Annotated in this window: 23 protein-coding genes; 21 read left to right on the forward strand and 2 right to left on the reverse strand. The window is 42.2% G+C overall.

All coding sequences use genetic code 11. The features are described 5' to 3' along the window. The first annotated feature begins 116 nt into the window (after positions 1-116). The 20 genes from WC676_08340 to WC676_08435 all read left to right on the forward strand — a co-directional run bounded on the left by WC676_08340 (position 117) and on the right by WC676_08435 (position 19725). Positions 117-515: a Minf_1886 family protein gene (locus tag WC676_08340; GenBank protein ID MFA5060615.1), complete on the forward strand. Its 399-nt coding sequence runs from the start codon at positions 117-119 to the stop codon at positions 513-515. Positions 516-537: 22 nt separating this feature from the next. Continuing rightward, on the forward strand, positions 538-1092 hold the full coding sequence (locus WC676_08345; protein MFA5060616.1) for a LemA family protein: 555 nt from the start codon (positions 538-540) through the stop codon (positions 1090-1092). Positions 1093-1123: 31 nt separating this feature from the next. Further along, a complete protein-coding gene (locus WC676_08350) occupies positions 1124-2800 on the forward strand; it encodes a M48 family metalloprotease (protein ID MFA5060617.1) in 1677 nt (558 codons plus the stop codon). A 30-nt stretch (positions 2801-2830) separates the two neighbouring features. Then, positions 2831-3250 (forward strand): EamA family transporter, encoded by a 420-nt coding sequence (locus tag WC676_08355; protein ID MFA5060618.1) that lies wholly within the window; start codon positions 2831-2833, stop codon positions 3248-3250. Positions 3251-3256: 6 nt separating this feature from the next. Further along, a complete protein-coding gene (recG, locus tag WC676_08360) occupies positions 3257-5350 on the forward strand; it encodes an ATP-dependent DNA helicase RecG (GenBank protein MFA5060619.1) in 2094 nt (697 codons plus the stop codon). A gap of 2 nt (positions 5351-5352) precedes the next feature. Next, positions 5353-5916, forward strand: a complete 564-nt coding sequence (gene rsmD / locus WC676_08365) for a 16S rRNA (guanine(966)-N(2))-methyltransferase RsmD (protein MFA5060620.1) — start codon at positions 5353-5355, stop codon at positions 5914-5916. Then, positions 5917-6399, forward strand: coding sequence for a pantetheine-phosphate adenylyltransferase (gene coaD / locus WC676_08370; protein ID MFA5060621.1), 483 nt, complete (start codon positions 5917-5919; stop codon positions 6397-6399). Beyond that, positions 6396-6806 carry a DUF177 domain-containing protein gene (locus WC676_08375; protein MFA5060622.1) on the forward strand — a complete coding sequence of 137 codons (411 nt, stop codon included), beginning with the start codon at positions 6396-6398 and terminating at the stop codon, positions 6804-6806. The genes coaD and WC676_08375 overlap by 4 nt, the downstream gene beginning before the upstream one ends. A gap of 39 nt (positions 6807-6845) precedes the next feature. Beyond that, positions 6846-7052: a 50S ribosomal protein L32 gene (rpmF, locus tag WC676_08380; GenBank protein ID MFA5060623.1), complete on the forward strand. Its 207-nt coding sequence runs from the start codon at positions 6846-6848 to the stop codon at positions 7050-7052. Between the two features lie 45 nt (positions 7053-7097). Further along, a complete protein-coding gene (plsX, locus tag WC676_08385; GenBank protein MFA5060624.1) occupies positions 7098-8081 on the forward strand; it encodes a phosphate acyltransferase PlsX in 984 nt (327 codons plus the stop codon). After that, on the forward strand, positions 8081-9067 hold the full coding sequence (locus tag WC676_08390; protein MFA5060625.1) for a beta-ketoacyl-ACP synthase III: 987 nt from the start codon (positions 8081-8083) through the stop codon (positions 9065-9067). The genes plsX and WC676_08390 overlap by 1 nt, the downstream gene beginning before the upstream one ends. Beyond that, positions 9064-9987, forward strand: coding sequence for an ACP S-malonyltransferase (gene fabD, locus WC676_08395; GenBank protein ID MFA5060626.1), 924 nt, complete (start codon positions 9064-9066; stop codon positions 9985-9987). Before WC676_08390 ends, fabD begins: the two co-directional genes overlap by 4 nt. A 100-nt stretch (positions 9988-10087) precedes the next feature. Beyond that, complete coding sequence (locus tag WC676_08400; GenBank protein ID MFA5060627.1) at positions 10088-10519, forward strand: 3-hydroxyacyl-ACP dehydratase FabZ family protein; 432 nt, start codon at positions 10088-10090, stop codon at positions 10517-10519. Next, positions 10519-11748 (forward strand): beta-ketoacyl-[acyl-carrier-protein] synthase family protein, encoded by a 1230-nt coding sequence (locus WC676_08405; GenBank protein MFA5060628.1) that lies wholly within the window; start codon positions 10519-10521, stop codon positions 11746-11748. Before WC676_08400 ends, WC676_08405 begins: the two co-directional genes overlap by 1 nt. Further along, complete coding sequence (locus WC676_08410; protein MFA5060629.1) at positions 11738-13393, forward strand: ATP-binding protein; 1656 nt, start codon at positions 11738-11740, stop codon at positions 13391-13393. The genes WC676_08405 and WC676_08410 overlap by 11 nt, the downstream gene beginning before the upstream one ends. Before the next feature lies 1 nt (position 13394). After that, on the forward strand, positions 13395-14795 hold the full coding sequence (locus tag WC676_08415) for an NAD(P)/FAD-dependent oxidoreductase (GenBank protein ID MFA5060630.1): 1401 nt from the start codon (positions 13395-13397) through the stop codon (positions 14793-14795). Between the two features lie 7 nt (positions 14796-14802). Then, a complete protein-coding gene (locus tag WC676_08420) occupies positions 14803-15888 on the forward strand; it encodes an SDR family oxidoreductase (protein ID MFA5060631.1) in 1086 nt (361 codons plus the stop codon). Between the two features lie 681 nt (positions 15889-16569). Beyond that, positions 16570-18069, forward strand: coding sequence for an ATP-binding protein (locus WC676_08425; GenBank protein MFA5060632.1), 1500 nt, complete (start codon positions 16570-16572; stop codon positions 18067-18069). An 87-nt stretch (positions 18070-18156) separates the two neighbouring features. Next, positions 18157-18513: a response regulator gene (locus tag WC676_08430; GenBank protein ID MFA5060633.1), complete on the forward strand. Its 357-nt coding sequence runs from the start codon at positions 18157-18159 to the stop codon at positions 18511-18513. 33 nt (positions 18514-18546) lie between these two features. Then, the gene (locus WC676_08435) at positions 18547-19725 is read left to right on the forward strand and encodes an HD domain-containing phosphohydrolase (protein MFA5060634.1); all 1179 of its coding nucleotides are present in this window, start codon (positions 18547-18549) and stop codon (positions 19723-19725) included. 21 nt (positions 19726-19746) lie between these two features. Here WC676_08435 and WC676_08440 read toward each other — a convergent pair whose 3' ends face one another. Together WC676_08440 and WC676_08445 are read right to left on the reverse strand one after the other, a co-directional pair. Next, entirely contained in the window at positions 19747-20106 is a 360-nt protein-coding gene (locus WC676_08440) for a response regulator (protein ID MFA5060635.1), read from the reverse strand. 43 nt (positions 20107-20149) lie between these two features. After that, on the reverse strand, positions 20150-20701 hold the full coding sequence (locus WC676_08445) for an XRE family transcriptional regulator (GenBank protein MFA5060636.1): 552 nt from the start codon (positions 20699-20701) through the stop codon (positions 20150-20152). Between the two features lie 234 nt (positions 20702-20935). Here WC676_08445 and WC676_08450 point away from each other — a divergent pair, with 234 nt between their 5' ends. After that, complete coding sequence (locus tag WC676_08450; GenBank protein ID MFA5060637.1) at positions 20936-21220, forward strand: hypothetical protein; 285 nt, start codon at positions 20936-20938, stop codon at positions 21218-21220. The last annotated feature ends 3 nt before the right edge of the window (positions 21221-21223 follow it).

Raw genomic sequence — 21223 nt, forward strand, 5'->3', positions numbered from 1 at the left:
AAAAATCTCAACGGCTAATTCTTTTAAGACAATTTCTTTGATTTTACATTTTATTTGCGATAAGATGAAATTCAGTTTTCTTATCTTCGAGGATAACTTCAAAAGAGGTTTTTAGAATGGACCAAGAAGCTAATCAAATTATGGAGCAACTTTGCGCGTCCGATACTCGTTATCGGCGCGATGCGTATGATTTTATTCTGGAGGCCCTTTCATTTACTCAAAAGAAGTTCCGGCGCGTAAAACATGTTTCCGGAAAAGAACTCTTAGAGGGAGCTAAAGAGCTTTTGATCTCACGATTTGGCCCGATGACCCTGTCTGTTTTAGAATATTGGGGCATTAAAACGACCGAAGATTTTGGGTATATCGTTTTTAATTTGGTCGAGCACAAGATCCTTAGCCGCACAGATGAAGATTCCATGGAAGATTTTAAAAACGGCTATGATTTTCAAAAAGTTTTTAACGCGGAGTATCAGGAAAAGTTAGCGAAGCAGATCCGCAAATTACGAGGCACTTAACCTTTTAAAAGGAGAGAAACTAATGATGTCATTTTGGATCTTTATTGCTCTCGTTGTGCTGGCTGTTCTTTGGTACGTGGGAATTTACAATAACATCATTCGATCAAAATTAAACACAGAAAATGGCTGGTCGCAGATCGATGTTCAGCTCAAGCGCCGACATGATCTTATCCCCAATTTGGTAGAAACAGCCAAGGGTTATATTTCGCACGAACGGGGAACGCTGGAAGCCGTGACCAAAGCCCGTCAGCAGGCGGTGGATGCCAGTGGCCTTAAAAATAAACAGGAAGCGGAAAACTTTCTTTCGCAAACCTTGCGCAGCCTCTTTGCGATTGTGGAAAATTACCCGAATTTAAAAGCGGATCAACATATGTTACGCCTTCAGGAAGAATTGACATCAACGGAAAACAAAATTGCCTTCGCCCGTCAATATTATAATGATGAGGTAGCGCGTTTTAATACGTTGATCCAATCTATTCCGACGAATTTTGTCGCGGCGATAGCGCAGTTCAAGCCTTTTGAATTTTTCCAAGTGCAAGACGCGACCGAACGGCAAGCCCCAAGCGTTAAATTCTAAACCCACTTTTTAGCTAAACGGTTGGCTTTTCATGCCGTATTCTTTCACAAAAATCGAAGAAGACAAAACCCGAACCATCGGTTTTGTCTTCCTTTTTTTGATCCTCTTTTATTTTGTTTCGGCGTGGATTTTGTCCGTAGTGATCAAAAATCTCTTGGCGATGGAATCCGTTGAGCGCATGGCGTATGTGGTGGCGGGGCCGGAGCTTCGGTTTTATTTTCTTAGCTTACCGGAAACTTTTCTGATCTTGTTATTGGCGTGCGCGGTTGGGGCGATCCACTGGTTTATAACTGCTCAAAATTTGATCCCACGCATCTTAAAAGTTTTATCCGCTGGTCCGGTTAATCTCAAAGACAGTTACCATCATGTTTTCCAGAACATCATTGATGAAGTTTCTGTCGCAACCGGCGGAAAGAAAATGGAAGGCGTTGTTGTTCCGGTAACCGCGATGAATGCGTTCGCGCTTACGGATTTTAGCGGGCGATCGATCATTGGAGTCACCGAAGGGCTTTTGGCGAAATTATCGCGCGCTCAGCTTGAAGCCGTGGTGGGCCACGAAGCGGCGCATCTTGTGACCGGCGATTGCTTGGCAACGACCATGACCAGTTCTTTGTTCAAGATCTATGGCTCAGCGATGACCTATATGAATAAAGCCATGGGAGGCGGAGAGAATCGAATGTTTCGCTCAAGGGCAAGCGGTTCGGCTATTATCATTTATCTAGTCTTGGCTGTTATCAATTTCTTTGGAATGTTACTGAATATGTTTATTTCTCGGCAGCGTGAATTTCGGGCTGATTCGGTGGCGGTACGATTAACACGCGATCCGTTAAGCCTGGCGGAGGCATTATATTTAATTTCTCATCGCTGGCGAGGAGCGTCGCTTCCCGGAGAAGAGCTAGATGCCATTTTTATCATTAATCCGCGTTTTAGCCGCCTTGATGAGAAAGAAAGCATTTTTGCCGATCTATTCTCAACGCATCCGCCGGTTCAAAAGAGACTAGACATCCTTCTTGATATGGCGCATGCGGACGCGCAGGCTTTAGAGCAGAAATTAAAGGATAGTCTAAGGCCGCGGCAAATTCCGGCGGAGTCCGCCGTGCCAACTGCTGTGACAAATTCTCAAACACAATGGCTTGTCCACAATAACGGACAATGGCTTGGGCCATTTTTCTTAAGAGAAATGACAGAGTTCTCTTGGCTTACGCCGGAAACGTGGATTAAAAAAATGGGCGCAGAACATATTGCGCGCGCCTATGAAGATAATGAAATTAATCAGTTGCTTCGCAAGGCAGAGGCTTTGTCGGCATTTCAATGTCCGCGTTGCCGTGTCGCGCTGATGGAGGTTTTGTACGAAGGCGCGCCGGTTTATAAGTGCGTGACATGTTACGGAATTCTTTTAGAAGAAAATGATGTGAGTAAAGTTTTAGCCAGGGAAGAAATGGGATTTTCGAAAGATGTTATCCGCGAATCGGAGATCTTAAAAAATCAGCAGAAGTTCTGGGGACCTAGAAAAATATCAGCTCAGTCGCAAGATAATCTGACATGTCCGGGGTGCAAACACGTAGCAACAAAAATGGTGCGGATGTTTTATAGCGCGGTCTATCCTATTGAAATTGATAAGTGTATTTTTTGCGGCAAATTGTGGTTTGACCGTCACGAATTGGAAATTCTGCAATATCGCATTGAAGAAAATAGAAAGTTAGAATAAAGAGCTAGTATTTTAATAAAAGGAGAATAAATGAAGCCGTATATCTGGGCGCTTATGACAGCGCTGGTGTGGGGATGTGTTCCTGTTTTAGAAAAATTGGGTTTAGCCAAAATGCCTGTTTTGGTAGGGATTTTTTACCGCAGTTTCGGAGTTATCATAGGGATGATGCTCATCGTATTTTTTAAATTTAATTTACTGAAAGAATCTTTGGCCAATATCCCGTTTGGGGTTTTTTATCTTGTCGTCGGAGGATTTCTCGCCAGCGTCGTCGGACAGATCATGTTCTATCACGCGCTTCAGGGCGGGGAAGCTTCCAAGGTTGTTCCTCTGGCGGCGTCTTATCCTCTTATTAGTTTTCTGATCGGAGCAATCTTTCTGGGAGAGTCGGTCACGGCGGCAAAATTAGGTGGATTATTTTTTATTATCTTGGGAGTTATTCTACTCAAATAATTATTTATGCGAACATTTGATCCCAGCGAAACGTCGGTCCAATTCTTAAAAGGCGTTGGCCCTTCCAAGAAAAAACTTTTCTTCCAGCTCGGTGTCGAGACGGTCGAGGATTTGCTGTATTTTTTTCCTCGTCGTTACGAAGACCGCACGAATTTAACATCCATTGATAAAGTAAATATTGGAGAAGAGCATACGATCTCGGGAGAGGTCATGGATTTTCACGGGAAGAAAAGCTGGTTCCAGCGTAAACACGTTACAGAGATCTTGGTGAACGACGGAACGGCAAAAATTTCCTGCATTTGGTTCAACCAGCCTTATCTCGAACGTTATTTTCAAACCGGAACAAAAGCGGTTTTTCACGGCAAGGTTGGCATGTATAAAGACACATTGCAGATGGTTGCTCCGGAATACGAAATCATCGATGATGAAGATGACGGAGAAAATCTTAACTTAGGGCGCATTGTTCCAATTTATCCTTTGACGCGGGGAATCACACAGCGCTATTTGCGCCGAACGATCAAGCGGGCGCTTGATCAATACGCCAATCATGCAAAAGATATTTTATCGTATGAATTGCGCCAGAAATATCATTTGGAGAATTTAGTTAAAAGCCTGATCAATCTTCATTTCCCGGAAACACTACAGATGCAAGAGCAGGCTTACAAAAGAATTTCTTTTGAAGAGTTCTTTCTTTTTCAGGTTTCGGTTTTACTGCGCCGGATGAACATTGTTCGCCAGCAGGGTGTGGCGCATAAAATTGATGATTCGCTTCTATCGGAGTTTTCCGGTTCATTTGATTTTAAACTTACGCAAGCGCAGGAAAAAGTGATCAAGGAAATCGCGTCTGACATGAAAAATCAAGCGCCGATGCATAGGCTCTTACAGGGCGATGTCGGTTCGGGAAAAACCGTGGTGGCGCTTTTTGGATGCGTGGCGGCGAAACGTAACGGTTTTCAAAGTGTCTTTATGGCTCCGACGGAAATTTTAGCCCAACAGCATTATGAAGTCTTGAAAGGCTTTATCAAGAAATCTTCGTTTAAAAATATTCGTTTAGAGCTTTTGATCGGCAGTACGCCGGAAGACGAAAAAGAAAAGATCTGCAAAAAAGCGCAATCCGGAGGCGTTGACCTTATTGTCGGAACGCATGCGCTTATCCAAGAAAATTTAAGTTTTAAGAATTTAAGTTTCGCGGTCGTCGATGAGCAGCATAAATTCGGTGTGCGCCAACGCGCGCTTCTTTCGGCCAAGGGAATGAATCCTGATATTTTGGTCATGACGGCAACACCCATTCCGCGCACGCTTTGTTTGACGCTTTACGGAGATCTGGATATTTCTATTCTCAATGAAATGCCGCCGGGGCGAGGCATTACGAAAACAGTTTTATTCTCGGAAGAAGAAGCGCTTAAGGCGTATGAATTTGCGCGAGGTATTATGCGCGGCGGCCATCAGGCTTATATTATTTATCCGATCGTGGAAGAATCTCAAAAACTTGATATGAAAGCCGCCAAAATAATGTTCGAAGAATTTAAGAAAAAAGAATTCAAAGATTTTAGGGTCGGGCTTGTCCATGGGCAGATGAAAAAAGCTCAAGCCCAAAGTACGATGGAACAATTCAAAAAGAAAGAAATCGATATTTTAGTTGCCACAACAATTTTAGAAGTCGGTGTTGACGTTCCCAATGCGGCTGTTATGATTATCGAACATGCCCAGCGCTTTGGGCTTTCTCAGCTTCATCAATTGCGCGGACGGGTAGGGCGCGGCAAAGATAATGCGACTTGTATTTTGATCGCTAACCCGACAACGGCTGACGCCAAGGCGCGCTTAGAAGCTATTTTATCTACATCCGATGGTTTTAAGATAGCGGAAAAGGACTTATTGATCCGCGGGCCCGGGGAATTTTTTGGCCGCCATCAACACGGGCTTAACGAATTAAAGATAGCCAATCCCTTGACACAGTTGGATATTCTGGAATTAGCCAGGGCGGAGGCCATTGAGCTGACAAAAACGGATCCTAAGTTGCAACATCCGTCCCATATGGTGATCAAAGCATTAATTGAAAAACGCTATCCGTCCTATTTGGCGATGGCGATGGCAGGCTAATTATGAAAATCCTAAGCGGAACATTAAAAGGGCGCAACTTCTTCATGCCCAATGAAATTCGCCCAACACCCGACAAAGTGCGTAAGGCGGTCTTTGATATTTTAGGCCATGACCTTTCGGGTTTAACTTTCCTGGAGCTTTTTGCCGGTAGCGGGTCGGTTGGTTTTGAGGCGATCTCCAATGGCGTTAAGCAGGCTGTTTTAGTAGAGGGAAGTATTCGCTGCTGCGCGATCATCAGCGATAATATAACTGCCTTAAAGATAAAGACTTATGACGAGAAGGGTTTTTTTTGCCAGGTGATGAACGCGGATTGCTTTGCGGCGATCGAGCAACTGCAGGCGCAGAAAAAACTTTTCGATATTGTCTTCGCCGATCCGCCGTATAACGTGGAGCTGGCAAAAAAAACCTTGAAAACCCTAAGTGCCTGTGATATATTACAGCGCAATTGTTTCGTAATAATCCAACATGACAAAAAGGAATCTCTACCTGAATCAGAAGGTAGATTTCTTATTATAAAGCAAAAAAAATACGGCACATCTTGCCTATCCGTTTATCAAGGACAATAAATGAGTCGAAGAGCGATCTATCCGGGCAGTTTTGACCCTGTTACCTATGGCCATATTGATCTTATCAAGCGCGCAACTCAGATCTTTGACGAAGTTATTGTGGGCGTTGCGCACAATCTTCACAAAAAGCCGCTTTTTTCCCTCGAGGAACGCCTGGAGCTTTTAAAGGCCGCTACCCGCGGTATTAAGCGCATTCATGTTGAAGTTTTTGACGGCTTGGTGGTGGATTACGCGCATTCCAAGAAAATTAATGTGATCATTCGGGGTTTACGGATGATCTCAGATTTTGAGTATGAATTTCAGATGGCGTTGACCAATCGAAGATTAGCCGATGATGTTGAAACTGTTTTCTTGATGCCCTCAGAAGGGTATTCGTATCTTTCCTCAACGCTTTTAAAAGAGGCCGCGGCTTTAGGCGCGGATGTGACCAGCTTTGTCCCGTCATTTGTGGCCAAAAAGCTTAAAGAACGTCTACGAAAATGAAAATTAAAGTCCGGGACATTTCAGCGTCCGGCATTGAGATCGTAAAAGATATTTGGCCGAAAGACTTAGGATTAGATGAGAATGATTTTCGGTCGACGGCGCCTTTAAAAATTCTGCTGGACGCCTCTCGTGTGGGCGATACGGTTTTAGCAAAAACGATCGTTCAGGGAACATTTTCGCATACGTGCGTTCGTTGTCTTGAGCCGGTGGAATTTACAAGAGACGAAGAGTATTCGTTCGATTATCCGGTTTCAACGAATATGGACACTTTGGATATCGGGGAAGATATCCGGCAGGAATTGATCTTAGGATTGCCGGTGCAAATTTTATGCCAAGATGATTGTCGTGGGCTTTGCACAAAGTGCGGAGTGAATTTAAATAAAGAGCAGTGTAAGTGCTCAAAATAGTTAGAAGTTGCATCGTAACCTTCAGAAGGAGTATTGAATATGCCATTACCAAAGAGACAGCATTCCAAACAGCGCGGGCGTAAACGCCGTACACATTGGAAGATCCGGGTTCCGGGTTTTAGCGTTTGCTCGCAGTGCAAGAAACCCATTTTGCCTCATCGCGTTTGCCCGTTTTGCGGCGCGTACAAAGGCCAGCAGATCGTCGAAGTTGCGGTAAAAGCGGACAAGAAAAAGAAAAAAGGCTAGCTTTCAGCTGTCAGCTGAAGACTGAAAGCTTTAAAGGAGTTTCTCTTGAAAATCGTCGTTGATGCGATGGGCGGTGATTACGCGCCGACAGCTGTTATTGCCGGGGCTATCAGCGCCATTAAAGAATTAAATGTCAAAATTGTTTTTGTCGGACAAGAAGATGTTATTAAAAAAGAATTAAGCCGCTATCAATATTCTCCGGAAGATGTCGAGATCGTCCATGCGCCGGAAGCCATTGATATGCATGAGCCGGCCACATCCAGTATCCGCACGAAAAAAAATTCTTCCATTTCTATCGGAGTTAATCTTTTAAAACAACCATCTTATGATGCTTTTGTCAGCGCCGGAAATACCGGCGCGGTCGTTTGTGCGGCTACTATTTATTTAGGGATGATCAAAGGCATTGACCGGCCCGGCATCGGTTTAGTTATTCCAACCTTAAATCGTTTTGCTTTTCTTATTGATGTTGGCGCCAATCCTGACCCAAAACCGGAACACCTTTTGCAATATTCGCTGATGAGCCGTGTTTACGCGCAGGAAGTTTTAAGAATTGAAAATCCGTCGGTAGGACTTTTAAACATCGGCGAAGAAGAAGGCAAGGGAACTGATTTTGCCAAAGAAACACACAAGCTTCTTTCTGAACGTGTTAAAAATTTTATCGGTAATGTTGAGCCGAATGAACTTTTTTCCGGAAAATGCAGTTGTATCGTTAGTGACGGATTTACCGGAAATATCATGATCAAAGTCTCTGAAGGATTAATGGAATCCATCGCCACACTTCTAAAACGCGAGATCAAAAAAAGCCCCATGGCCTTAGCCGGAGCCGCACTTTTAAAACCTTGCCTTAATGATATTAAAAAATATGCCGATTATTCCGAATATGGCGGAGCGCCTTTGCTTGGCGTTAACGGCATTGTCATGATCAGCCACGGCCGCTCTAGCCCAAAAGCTATAAAAAATGCCATTCGCGCGGCCAAGCGAGAAGTTGAACACAACATTCTTGCGGCGATCATCAAAGAGGTTGGTTGATGCGTCACGTCGGTATTCTCGGTTTAGGATCTTATCTTCCCGAACAAAAACTTACCAATTCAGATCTAGCAAAAATTGTCGAAACATCCGATGAGTGGATCATGTCACGCACCGGCATTAAAGAACGCCGTGTGGTCGCCAAAGGCGAAAAAACAAGTGATCTGGCTATCGGCGCCGCCAAAGATGCTTTAAAAAATTCTCATCTTGATGCTTCCAAGATCGATTTGATCGTGGTGGCAACCGTCACTCCTGATAGCAATTTTCCCTCGGTGTCTTGTTTGGTTCAAAAAGCCATTGGCGCCAAACATGCCGCCGGATTTGATATCAGCGCGGCTTGCGCGGGTTATCTTTACGCGCTTACAACCGCCAAACAATTTATCCAAACCGGGCTTTATAACTGCGCGCTGGTCATTGCCGCCGAAAATATGACTTCCATTATTGATTGGACCGATAGAGGCACGTGCGTTTTGTTTGGCGACGGAGCAGGGGCTTGCGTTTTAGGCGTTGAAGAAAAGAAAAATCACGGCATTCTTGCCGATCATCTGGAGAATTTTGGAAATCTCTCTGATTTGATGTCGGTGGTCGTCGAAGGAAGGCGTCATCCGTCTCAAAAGGCGGCTGAAAAATCCAAATTGCCTTATGTGGTGATGGACGGAAAAGAGATCTTTAAAGTCGCGGTCAATTCCATGGCCGAGGCGGTTGAAAAAGTCGCTAAAAAAGCAGGCTTAAAACTATCTGATATCGATTGCATCGTTCCGCATCAGGCCAATGACCGTATTATTTCGGCGGTGGCAAAAAAGCTGGATGTCCCGAAAGAAAAAATCTTTATCAATATTGATAAATATGGAAATATGTCCGCCGCCTCCATTGCGGTGGCTTTTCATGAAGCGGTACAGCAAGGCCGAATTAAAAAAGGTGATTATGTGGCGCTGGTGGCATTCGGTGCTGGCTTGGTTGCGGCGGCGAATATCGTGAGGTGGGCATGAAAAATATTGCATTAATATTTCCCGGTCAAGGCGCGCAAAAGGTTGGCATGGGCAAAGAATTCTTTGAAAGCTCAGCCGCGGCCAAAGAGATCTTTCAAAAAGCTGATGATATTTTAAAGGTCAATTTATCCGACGTTATTTTTAACGGCCCCGCCGAAAAACTCACCTCAACGGCTTTTTGTCAGCCGGCGATCTTTACTTTTAGTGTTGCCGCTTTAAAGGCGTTTGAGGCTCATCCAAAATTTAAAGATATTTCGCCAACATTTTGCGCCGGATTAAGTTTAGGCGAATACTCGGCGCTGGTTTCTTGCAATGCGCTTTCCTTTGAAGAAGGATTGAAGCTCGTAGAGCGGCGTTCTTTTTTCATGGATGAAGCAACGCGTAAAGAAAAAGGCGCCATGGCGGCGGTGATCGGCTTTCCAAAAGATCTTTTAAGCGAAATATGCAAAGAAACAGGCGCTCAAGTGGCTAATTTTAATTCACCGGAGCAGATCGTGATCACCGGTGAAGCACAAAAGGTTGCGGCGGCTTGCGAGAAAATTCGCGCTCAAGGTGCCAAGACAGTTATTCCTTTGGATGTAGCGGGAGCGTTTCACTCCAGCCTTATGCAGTCTGCCGTCGGCCCATTTGAACAGGAATTAGCAAAAGCAAAATTCTTAACGCCAAAATTTCCTATCCTTAGTAATGTTGACGCTGTTGCAACAACGGATGCGCGGCTTATTCGTGAAAACTTAGCTAAGCAAATTACATCATCGGTGCGCTGGGACGATTCTGTTCGTTTTATGGCTCAGCAGGGCATTACGGAGTTTATTGAGATTGGTCCGGGTAAGGTCCTCAAAGGACTTATGCGCAAGATCAATCCCGCTTTAAAAGTTTACAACATCGAAACCCTAGCTGATTTAGAAGCGCTTCCATTTTAGTTTGCGCGTATCATCAACCTTCCTAAGCAGTTAAAGCTAATTCCTCGTATTCTTTCTTGACGGTTGCCTTCCGTTCGCCTAATATAAATACATATACATTATGCCGGAACTGACTTTTGACGAATTGCGAAAAATTCTACCTCAAGCGTATCCTTTCTTGATGATCGACAGAGTTGTTGATTACAAAGAAGGCGAAAGTCTCGTCGCTGTTAAAAATATCACGGCTAATGAATGGTGTTTTGAAGGCGATCCGGAAAACGGGGTTTTCCCCGAAACGCTTCTCATGGAAACCGCCGCGCAAGCCGGCATCATCTTGCATCATTTAAGTAAAATTAAGGAGGGTGAAAATCCCATTTTTTTCTTAGGAAAAACCACCGCGAATTTTTTAGGTCAAGCAAAGATCGGCGATCAGTTGCAGATCAAGGTTTCAAACGGAAAAATGCTCGATACAAGCGGATATTGCACAATTAATATCTTATCCAAAGAAGAAAAGATCGCGGATGTTGAGATCTTTTATAAGGTGAAAAAATAATGGCCGCAGGAAAGAATTATAAACGTGTTGTTATTACCGGGCTTGGCGTGGTTTCTTCTTTAGGGATTGGCTGGGAAGATTTTTGGCCGAACATCATGGCCGGTAAAAGCGGCATTAGTAAAATTGAATCCTTCGATACAGCTCCCTACGACCGTCACTTTGGCGGGGAAGTTAAGAATTTCAATCCTGAGCATTTTATCGATAAGCGAAAAATCCCCCAATTAGGCCGCGCGTCGCAAATGGCTATCGCGGCAAGTAAACTCGCCCTTAAGGATGCAAAAATTAAACTGGATGAGTTGGCAAAGCGAAAATGCGGCGTTTGCATCGGAACGACGATGGGGGAATCTCAGGCCATCGAAAGCATGGTCAAGCAGATTACGGATTCAGGGCGGTTTAACGCAAAGAAAATCCTTATTTTAGAATATCCGGCTGATTCAATTGCGGCAAATGTTTCCCGTTATTTTGGTTTTAAAGAAAGAAGCTTTTTATTTGCTAATGCTTGTGCGGCGGGTAATTATTCTATTGGCTATGCTCACGATCTGATCTCATCCGGAAAAGCGGAGTATATGCTTGCCGGTGGCGCTGACGCTTTGTCGCGCATTGCTTTTACCGGTTTTGGCCGGCTTTACGCGATGGCGCCGGAGAAATGCCAACCTTTTGATAAAAATCGCAAAGGAATGATGTTGGGAGAAGGTTCCGGGATCCTTTTTCTAGAAAGCTTGGATAGCGCAAAGAAACGAAAAGCCCATATTTATGCCGAAATTTTAGGATACGGTTTGTCCTGCGATGCTTTTGAAATGACGGCGCCAAAGATTGAAGGTGTTGTCAAGGCTATGGAAAGATCAATTAAGCAATCTGGAATTCAAAAAGAGGAGATCAGTTATGTGAGCGCTCACGGAACGGGAACTCCTGAAAATGATACAGCCGAATGTCAGGCGATCAATAAGGCCCTCGGCTCAAACACTCCTAAGGTTCCGGTCAGTTCTATTAAATCGATGTTGGGCCATACCATGGGAGCAGCCGCGGCTCTTGAAGCCATTGCGTGCTGTTTATCCATTGAAAAGCAAGAAGTCCCGCCGACCATAAATTTAGAAGCGCAGGACCCTGAGTGTAAAATTGATTGCGTTCCCGGTAAAGGGCGCAAACACAAAGTTGGGACAGTGTTGAATAATTCCCAGGCGTTTGGCGGAAATAACGCGTGTGTAGCCATGCGACGCTATGCTCAATAATGAACTTCATCTCAATCCGTTTGCGATTTCAAATTTGCTGACGGCGTTTACTTGCATTATCCTCTCAGCCATTCTCTTTCTTTGCGGTAAAACAAAATTAAGTTTTGTTTATGGTTTGCACACATGTTGTGTCGCTCTCTGGGGTTTTGGGGGCTTTCTCTCGACGTCCAGTGTTTCCAGTGTAAGCGCATTTTTCTGGTGGAAGATTGCTTTTTCTGCAGTTATATTTATTCCAATCTTGTTTTTGCATGCCATTTTCATTTTAGTTTCTCAGCGTAATATTCTTATTTTATTAGCATGTTATAGTGCGGGAGTATTCTTTCTAGTCTTAAATTTCAATGGAGTACTTTTTACCGATGTTATGTTTATGTTTGATTCTTTTTATTACCTAAGGGGTAAATGGCCTTATTTAGCACTCTTCATCTGTTGGATTCTCGCGGTAGTTTACGGACACTATCTTCTTATACGATTTATTGGTGAACAAAAAGACAAACATTACTTACTCTTCGTTACGTCAACTATTGTGGGCTTCTTAGGTGGTGCGTCAAATTTTCTGCCAGGATTCGGCATTAACTTATATCCTATTGCAAGCTTTCTGATTCCTGTATATTTTGTGGTAATTTCATATGCAGTATTAAAACATCAGATACTTGACATAAATCTTATTATCCAAAAAAGCGTTGTTTATTCAATCTCAGTTGCAATTATTACAGCTATATATTTTATGTTTATTCTGGGAATTGGGCAGCTATTCCAGGGGCTAATTGGGTCGCAGTCTTTTTTGATGAATTTATTTGCTGTTTTGATGATTGCGATTTTATTCAATCCCTTGAGGGAGCAGGTTCAGCGGTTTATTGACCGATATTTCTTTCAAGGAACCTTGGAATCTTTGGCTCAGGAAAAGCAGCGTTTGCAACAGGAGCTTTATCACAAAGAAAAACTTGCCTATATCGGCCAGCTTGCGAGTTCTGTTGTTCATGAAATAAAAAACCCGCTAACAGCCATAAAAACTTTTGTTGATTATTTACCGCAGAAATATAATGATGTGGATTTCAGAGAAAAGTTTTCTCGCCTTATTCCCGGAGAAGTTGAGCGTATTGATAGAGTGGTGGGGCAATTATTAAACCTCGCGAAGCCTCGGCAAGTTAACTTAAAGCCCCTTAATGTTTTAACCGTGATCGATACAACGCTTGCGCTTTTGCAAGACAATCTTACCTTAAAGAAAATCAGTGTTCAGAGAGATTTTTCCGTAAATGAAGCTATAATAAATGGTGATGAAGAACAGCTTCGCCAGGTGTTCTTAAATTTGTTTCTAAATGCTATTCAGGCGATGGATAAAGGGGGAACGCTTACTGTTGAGGCTAAAGACTACAGACCAAAGACCAAAGCCCAGAAATCAGATGATCCTTTAGTCTTGAGTCTTGAGTCTGGAGTCTATCAAATTACGATAACCGACACCGGTTGTGGAATTTCCGAAGAGAGCTTGAAGAAGCTTTTCACGCCTTTTGTAACAACAAAAAAGGATGGGATTGGTTTAGGTCTTAGTATTTCGCAAGAAATTATTCTGTCGCATGGTGGGATGATTATGGCTGAAAGTAAATTAGGCAAGGGAACAAAATTTACGATTGAATTACCGAGGGATTGAGTTGAAAAAGGAAGAATACGACGTAATCATTGTTGGCGCCGGGATAGGCGGATTGGTTTCTGCTTCTTATATAAGTAAGGCAGGAAAGAAAGTCTTAGTTTTGGAATGTTCAAGGCATAGTGGGGGATGTTGCGCATCGTTTGAGGCGAATGGTTTTCAGTTTGATCCTTTTGTTCATTCTCTTGGTAGCTGTAGAAAGGGTGGACGTGTTTCTAGCTTTCTTTCTGAATTTAAACTGAACGGTAAATTATCTATTCAGAGATATAATCCTTCTGATATTGTGATTAGCGGAGAAAAGCAAATTAGATTTTGGAATACTAGAAAAGCTTTGCTTGAGGAGCTTTCCGCAAACTTTCCAGAGGAAGGTATCGCTATCCATAATTTCTTATCATTTGTTTCTAGTTCAAGCGAGAAAGTTCTCCTGATTCGCTTGCAGGGTCTTAGTCTTGCGGAGTTATTGGACAGTTATTTCAAGAATAGTCTCTTAAAATCAGTCTTGGGGGTATTGATACTGGGAAATGCAGGGCTTCCCCCGTCTCTTGTGTCTGCTTATTTTTCTGTTTTTGTTTTTAGGGACTTTATTTTTGATGGGGGCTACTATGTAAAGGGTGGGATACAAGAGTTTGCGAATGTAATTGCTGAGAATCTAAATAGAATGGGAGCTGACATTCTATTTGCCTCAGAAGTAAGTTCAGTACAAAACTCTGATCAAATCTTTGATGTCACTACTGTAGACGGACGAAGTTATCGCAGCCAAAAAGTAATTTTAAATTGTTCCATTTATGAGTCGAATCGGATTCTTAATACTGAGAGAGAAAAAATTCCTTGTGACATTAAGCCTTCTTTATCAGCATTTACATTGTATTTGGGCATGGATGACAAGCTTGCTATTGACGATAATCTGCTCGCCAATGTTTGGTACTTACCACAGCCAAACTTGGAAAAAATGTATGCAGATATTTCTTCCGGAAATTTTACCAGTAAGAATGTTTATCTCTTGATGTATTTCTCAGAGTTTTTCCGGAAGAAGAAAAATAAGACCATCTCTATTTTTGTTAATGCGCCATATTCTGAAGATTTGTTTGGAAAAAATAAAGATGGCCAGTTTATAAATGACATTCTCTCTAAAGCAGAGGTGGTTGTTCCTCAGCTTAGAAAGCATATAGTATTCCTAAAGAATTTTTCTCCAGTTGGAATTAATAAATATATTCGAAGCTATATGGGCGCAACCTATGGTGCTTCTCCGACAGTTGCCCAATGTTACAACCGAAAAGTTTTACAGCGTCTAAATTCAGTTCCAAAATTATATTTTGTTGGGCATTGGACAACACAAGGTTTCGGCGTTCCAGCTGTTGTGGATTTAGCAAGGCGAAAAGCAGGGCAAATTCTAAACGAGAATTGAGCATTAAATGATAAAAAGAGACACAATATTGTTAACCGGCGGAACTGGCATGGTTGGATCTTTTATGCTCTATTTATTATTGCTCAAAGGCCATAAGGTTTTCTGTTTAGTCAGGAAAAATCCAGGAGTGTCTTCAAGAAAACGAGTAGTTGATGTTTTAAAATTCTGGGGAGGAAAAAATTTTCTTGCTAAGAAACATCTAAGATTTTTAAACGTAATTGATGGCGATATCACTAAGGTTAAATTGGGAGTATCTTCAATAGTTCAAGAAAAGCTTTGTCGCGAAATTAATGCAATATTTCACTTTGCGGCGTTGACTAATTTTAAGTGTTCGTCAGAAATCTTAACTGATGTAAATATTCGCGGGACGCGAAATATCTTAGATTTTGGAGTAAATTGCTTACACCATGGAAATCGCGTGAAAGTCTATCACATGAGCACGGCTTATGTTTGCGGTAGTTATAAAGGGCGTTTTTCAGAGGCCGATTTTGATTTAGGTCAGTCGTTTACTATCCCGTATGAGTGGAGCAAATTTGAAGCAGAGAAAATTGTTAGACAGTATCGGGGGAAGGGGCTGGAAGTTGATATCTTGAGAGCACCCGCGATAATCGGAGAGGCTGCTACTGGGAAAGCATTAACTTTTAGTCAATCGTTTTATCAAGCGCTCAGAATATTAAGCAAGAGAATATTTTCAGAGTTACCATGCAAAAATACAAGTTTTAATATCGTTTTTATTGATGATCTTTGCAAAAGCATCTATCGTATTTTCTCAAAGTCGACCTTAAAAAATTCCTGCTACCACTTGTTTAATTCTACGCCACTACCCGTTGATAATTTCTTATTGCTTGCAAGTAAGTTTTTAAGGATCAAAGCTCCTAAGTTTATATACCCGAATCGGAAATGGCAGAAAAAACTTACAGCTACAGAAAGAGCTATACTGAAATTTAATTTTTCATTCTTGTCTAGAAAGCTAAAATTGGATTCTAGAAAAACTAATCGTTATTTGCAGGAGATTGGATTCCAATTTTTGGAATATAAAAATAATCATCTTAAAAAAATATTGTTTTACATGAAAAACTCGAAAGCAATTTAAGAAATGAACATTTTTTCAATACCACCTTTTATAATTTCATTATTCCAAATTGCTCTTGGAGTAATAGTTTATACTCGAAATCAAAAGAATATTCTTAATCGCTTATTTGCGCTCCTATGTTTTGTAAGCAGCATGTGGCTACTTTTTTATTCTTTTGGATATGGAAGAGGGAATAGTGAGCAAAATGCAGATTTATTCTTTAGAATCGGTTACACCGGTGTTATTTTTATTGCAGTCATTGCATTTCACTATACATTAAAATTTCTACGAGTCCAGAATATTCAGCTGCTTATAATTTCTGCATATTTCTTAGGCATGATTTGGGTTTCTTTGTTATGGGCATCTCATTTGTTAATAGACAAAGTAAGGCTTTACTCTTGGGGATATTATCCACAGGCAGGTATTTTACATCCCCTGTTCCTAGTTTTCTTTATTGGGATTGCTAGCACAATTTCGACAATGTTATTTTATTTTTTCTGGAAAAAAAGAGATCAGCTATCAACTCGGCAAATTTCTCAAATTAAATACCTCTTTCTTGCTTTATTTGTCTATAACTTTGCTTCGGTTGACTTTTTACCAAACTACGGACTTGAAATATATCCACTTGGCTACTTGCCTGCATTCATCTTTCTAATTGTTATTGGATATACAATAATTCGATATCGTTTAATGGATATTTCATTGGCAATCACTCGAACAAGTATTTTCATAGCAACGTATTCACTCATTCTTGGCATTCCCTTTGCTCTCGCCTTTGGATATCAGGAGAGATTGATTTCTGCTCTTGGAAAAAATTGGTGGATGGTGCCTTTGATCAGTTCGACCGTGCTTGCTACCGCTGGGCCGTTTATTTATCTTTTTATCCAAAAAAGGGCGGAGGATAGATTACTACAGGAACAGCGCCGTTATCAGATGACGCTTCGTCAAGCTTCCAGCGGGATGAGTAAGATCAAGGATCTAAAGAAACTTTTAAGGATGATCGTCCACATTGTGACCCGAACTGTTCATTTGGAGCACAGCCAGGTTTATCTGTACGACAGCACTGATAAGAAATTCTTCCTGGAAGCGACCCGCAATAAAGGCGCGACTAAGCCTAGCGCTGTTATCAGCATTGATTCGCCCCTCATCAGATATTTGTTTGGCATGCGCGAACCCATTGTCTACGAAGAAATAAAGCAGCGTACGCAAGATTATAGCGATGCTGAATTAAGTCAAGTTGAAGAAAACCTTCGTCAGCTGGATGCCGCTGTTGTTATTCCCAGTTTTGTGGAAAATAAATTATTGGCGATCATTGTTTTAGGAAAAAAACTTTCCGGAAAACTCTATAGCGAAGACGATTTGGCGGTGTTTTCTATTCTGGCCAACCAGGCGGCGCTTGCCATTGAGAATGCTCAATTTTACGAAGATATTAAGCGCACTCAAGAACAGCTTTTTCAAGCTGAAAAAATGGCCACCATCGGGACCATGGCCGACGGGCTTTCCCACCAGATCAATAATCGTTTGCACGCGCTTGGATTTATTGCCGGCGACGCCTTAGACACCATCCGCCTAAAAAAAGAGATCAAAACACCCGAGGAGGCGCAAAGCATTTTAGCCGATCTGGAGCGCTCGCTTACTCGCATTCAAGATAATGTCAAGCAAGGCGGAGAAGTTGTTCAGGGGCTTTTGAAATACACCCGTAAAGGCGAAGCCGGATTTTCTCCGGTGGATTTTAGCCAGCTATTAACGGCTTCTATTGAAATGGCCGGATATAAAGTTAAACTTGATCAGATCTCGATTGTTAAAGATTTCTCCGAAGATATCCCGAAGATCCTGGGGAATTTTACCCAGCTTCAGGAAGTGTTTTTTAATTTGATCGATAATGCGTATGACGCTATGATGCAAAGGAAAGTTGAGCAGAAAGAGCCCGACTATAAAGGGAAAATAAATATTTCCGCGAGACGGCTGGAGGGTAAAATAGAGATCGGTGTTTTGGATAATGGCATTGGCGTTAAGGATGAAGATTCCCGAAAACTGTTTACGCCGTTTTTTACTACAAAGTTGTCCAGCAAAAAAGGAACAGGGTTAGGGCTTTACGTTATCCAAAAGATCATTGAAGATAATCATGGCGGAAAAGTTTCCATGTCGTCGGAATATATGACGGGAACGCTTGTTACGATATTATTGCCAACAGTTAATTAGGGGATAGCGGTTAGCGAATAGCGTATAGCACTTAGGGTTTTGAGGTTATCCGCTAAACGCTGTACGCTACACGCTAAAAAGGAAACTATGCTAAAACTGCTTATTGTAGATGATGAAGTTGATATTCGAGAATTTGCCGGGAATTTTTTCCGCAAACGCCAAATTGATGTTTTTACAGCCTCCGGCGGTAATGAAGCTTTGCGTTTGATCGACCAGGAAAACCCCAATTTAGTTTTGTTGGACGTGCGCATGGAGGAGATGAACGGCATTGATGTTTTAAAAACTTTGCGAAACCGCAACAATCCTGTTAAAGTTATTATGGTGACCGGAGTAGAGAACACCGAAACCATCCGCGAAGCCAATTCACTCGGTGTGGCTGGATATATTCACAAGCCGTTGGTTCTGGAAGAATTGGAAAAAGTTGTTTTAAAAGAACTTCAATAAAAAGGGGATAGGGGTAAGCCCTAAACGCTACGAATGCCCGTCAATTATAAGAAAGAACTCGAATCCGCCAGCAGGTCAATGATCCTCATCCATGAGCCGAAAACGCTCATCAAGCTCATTGTGCGTATGATCGTGCGCAAAGTGCAAATAAAGCACGCGGCCATGATCCTATTCGATCCGCAAAAAGACGCTTACGTTTTGACCATCTCCAAAGGCGAAACCGGAATAAAGATCCCAGCCGGTTTCGCGCGCTTCGACCGCAATAATCCTCTCATTAAACTTTTTACGCAAAGAAATGTCAAGCTTCCTGGTAACCGTGACGCGCTTTTAGTTCACGATTTAAACACGCTGCTTTGGCAAGACAGTGTTATAAAAAACGGCAATGGCGATGCAAAAGAATTCTTGCACACGGTCGGCCAGCAATTGCAGATGTTTAACGCGGTGGCGTGTGTTCCGGCGTATTTTCAAGATTCGCTTTTAGCTCTTCTTCTTTTAGGCGAGAAAACGGACGCGACGGGCTTTGACCAAGAAGAATTGGGATTTTTCTCAGCGCTGGCGTCTGATGTCGCCATGGCTATTAAAAACGCCCAGCTTTTCGATGATCTTAAAAAAGAAGCCGAGCGTAACCGAAGCCTTTTTATCCGCACCACCATTGCCTTGGCGTCCGCCATTGAAGCCAAAGATAAATACACGCGCGGCCATACCGAGCGGGTTACCAAATATTCTTTGGCGATAGCTCGTCAAATGGCCGAAAATAAAAGCGTTAATTTTGAAGCGTCTTTTTTTGAAAATCTTTATATTGCCGGACTTTTGCATGATATCGGTAAAATAGCTATTCCTGAAGCCATTCTTTGCAAGACCGATAAATTAACGGCGGAAGAATTTGAAATTATGAAACAGCATCCCGTGCGCGGAGTTGAAATTTTGCGCCCTATTACCGAGTTTGAAGATTGTATTCACGGAGTGAAATATCATCACGAACGCTATGACGGGAAAGGTTACCCCGAAGGATTGAAAGGGGAAGATATTCCGATGACGGCGGCTGTTATTGCCGTTGCCGACACCTTTGATGCCATGACGACCAACCGCACTTATCGTAAAGCCCTCACCAAAGACGAAGCCATCACTGAGATCAAGAAAAACTCCGGTATTCAATTTAACCCCAAGCCCGCCCGGGCTATTGTGGAGTTGTTTGAGAAGGGGAAGATTTAGGCAAGATCCGGAAAGGCTGCCTTAAGACTGCTTTCGAATTGTTTCTAAGATTTCTTCCGACTTAAACGGCTTGACGATGTATCCATCAGCTCCTAAACGAATAGCTTCTTGAGCGGTTTCCACACTCTTGTATCCCGTAACCATGACGACCTTAACGTCCGGCCTTGCCTCTTTGATCTGCCTTAAAGTTTCCAGGCCATTGACTTTGGGCATTTTAATGTCGATCAAAACAATTCCGATGTCCTTGGAATTCTTTAAGCATTCCAAGCATTGCTCTCCGCTTTCTGTGGCGATCAGGTCGTAGTGGTCGCTTAAGATAAGCTTTAAGGATTCTCTAATGCTTTCTTCGTCGTCGCAAATTAGTACTTTCAGCTTAGACATATTTTCCTCCGATTGTGTCTGTTGCAGTCATTTTACTTAGTTCCTACAGCGATACAGGGCTCGCCATGCACAACGCGCGTGTTGAAGCCTTTCCCTTATTAGAGAAGCTGTGCGGCAGGGAAGCGTCAAAGTAAAGGGAGTTATTTTTGCTTAAAGAGTAGGTCTCGCCACCGATCTTGGCTTCCAAAGATCCATCTAAAACATAGAGAAACTTTTCTGTTCCGAACGAACTTTGCTCGACATTTGTCTTTCCGCCCGGCTCCAGCTTAAGTAGAACAGGCATCATTTTCTTATTTAAGACTTGCGCGGTAAGGATCTCGTAAGAAGACCTATCGCTATGAACAAAGATGCCGGGATCTTTACTTTCTTTTTGAAGGTCAACCTTGCGGTCTTCGGTCCTGATGTTGCTGTAAAGCTCACCTAAGCTTACCCCCAAAGCGGTGGCAATGCTCATATGAGACTCAAGCGTTCCGACCATTTTCATATTTTCAATTCGGCTAAGGGTTGCCAATTGAACGCCGCTGGTTTTAGAGAGGGCGGTCAAGGATATCTTTTTGGATTCTCTGATCTCTTTTAATCTGGTGCCGATGAACATTGTTTTCCTTTCGCTTGTTTGATATACAAATAAGATAACATCCCTTGATTAAAAGTCAATATATTTTTTAATTAATCAAGAAAGACAATAAATTTTTTTATTATAAACTTATGTTTCTGTAAATCATTGGTGTTTAATGATATACAATGCAGTTAAAATGATTGAACAATAATCAATATACTTGACAAATAATCAATATCGTGTTATTCTTCTTTTGCAAGTTGAGAAAACAAAATGGATAATTCAAAACACGATAACAATCCTTCAGCCGCAAAGCCCCAAAAAGCTTCCAACATTTTTTCTTCTGCCAGTAATTCCATTGCTATTTACACATTCCTACGCCTTCTATTCAAGATGAGGTCGCATTTAGGTTTAGAGGCGATGTTGGAGTATGTTGAGAAATATCTTTCCGTTATTGATAAAAATAACCCGGAATTTAAAACGGCCGTTGGGGAGGCTATTAATTTGATCAGTATTGAGAAAATGTATAAGGACATTGCAAACCGTGAGCGTTCGTAAAAG

The organism is Candidatus Omnitrophota bacterium, from assembly GCA_041649175.1.
Taxonomy (GTDB): Bacteria; Omnitrophota; Gorgyraeia; order Zapsychrales; family JBAZNR01; genus JBAZNR01.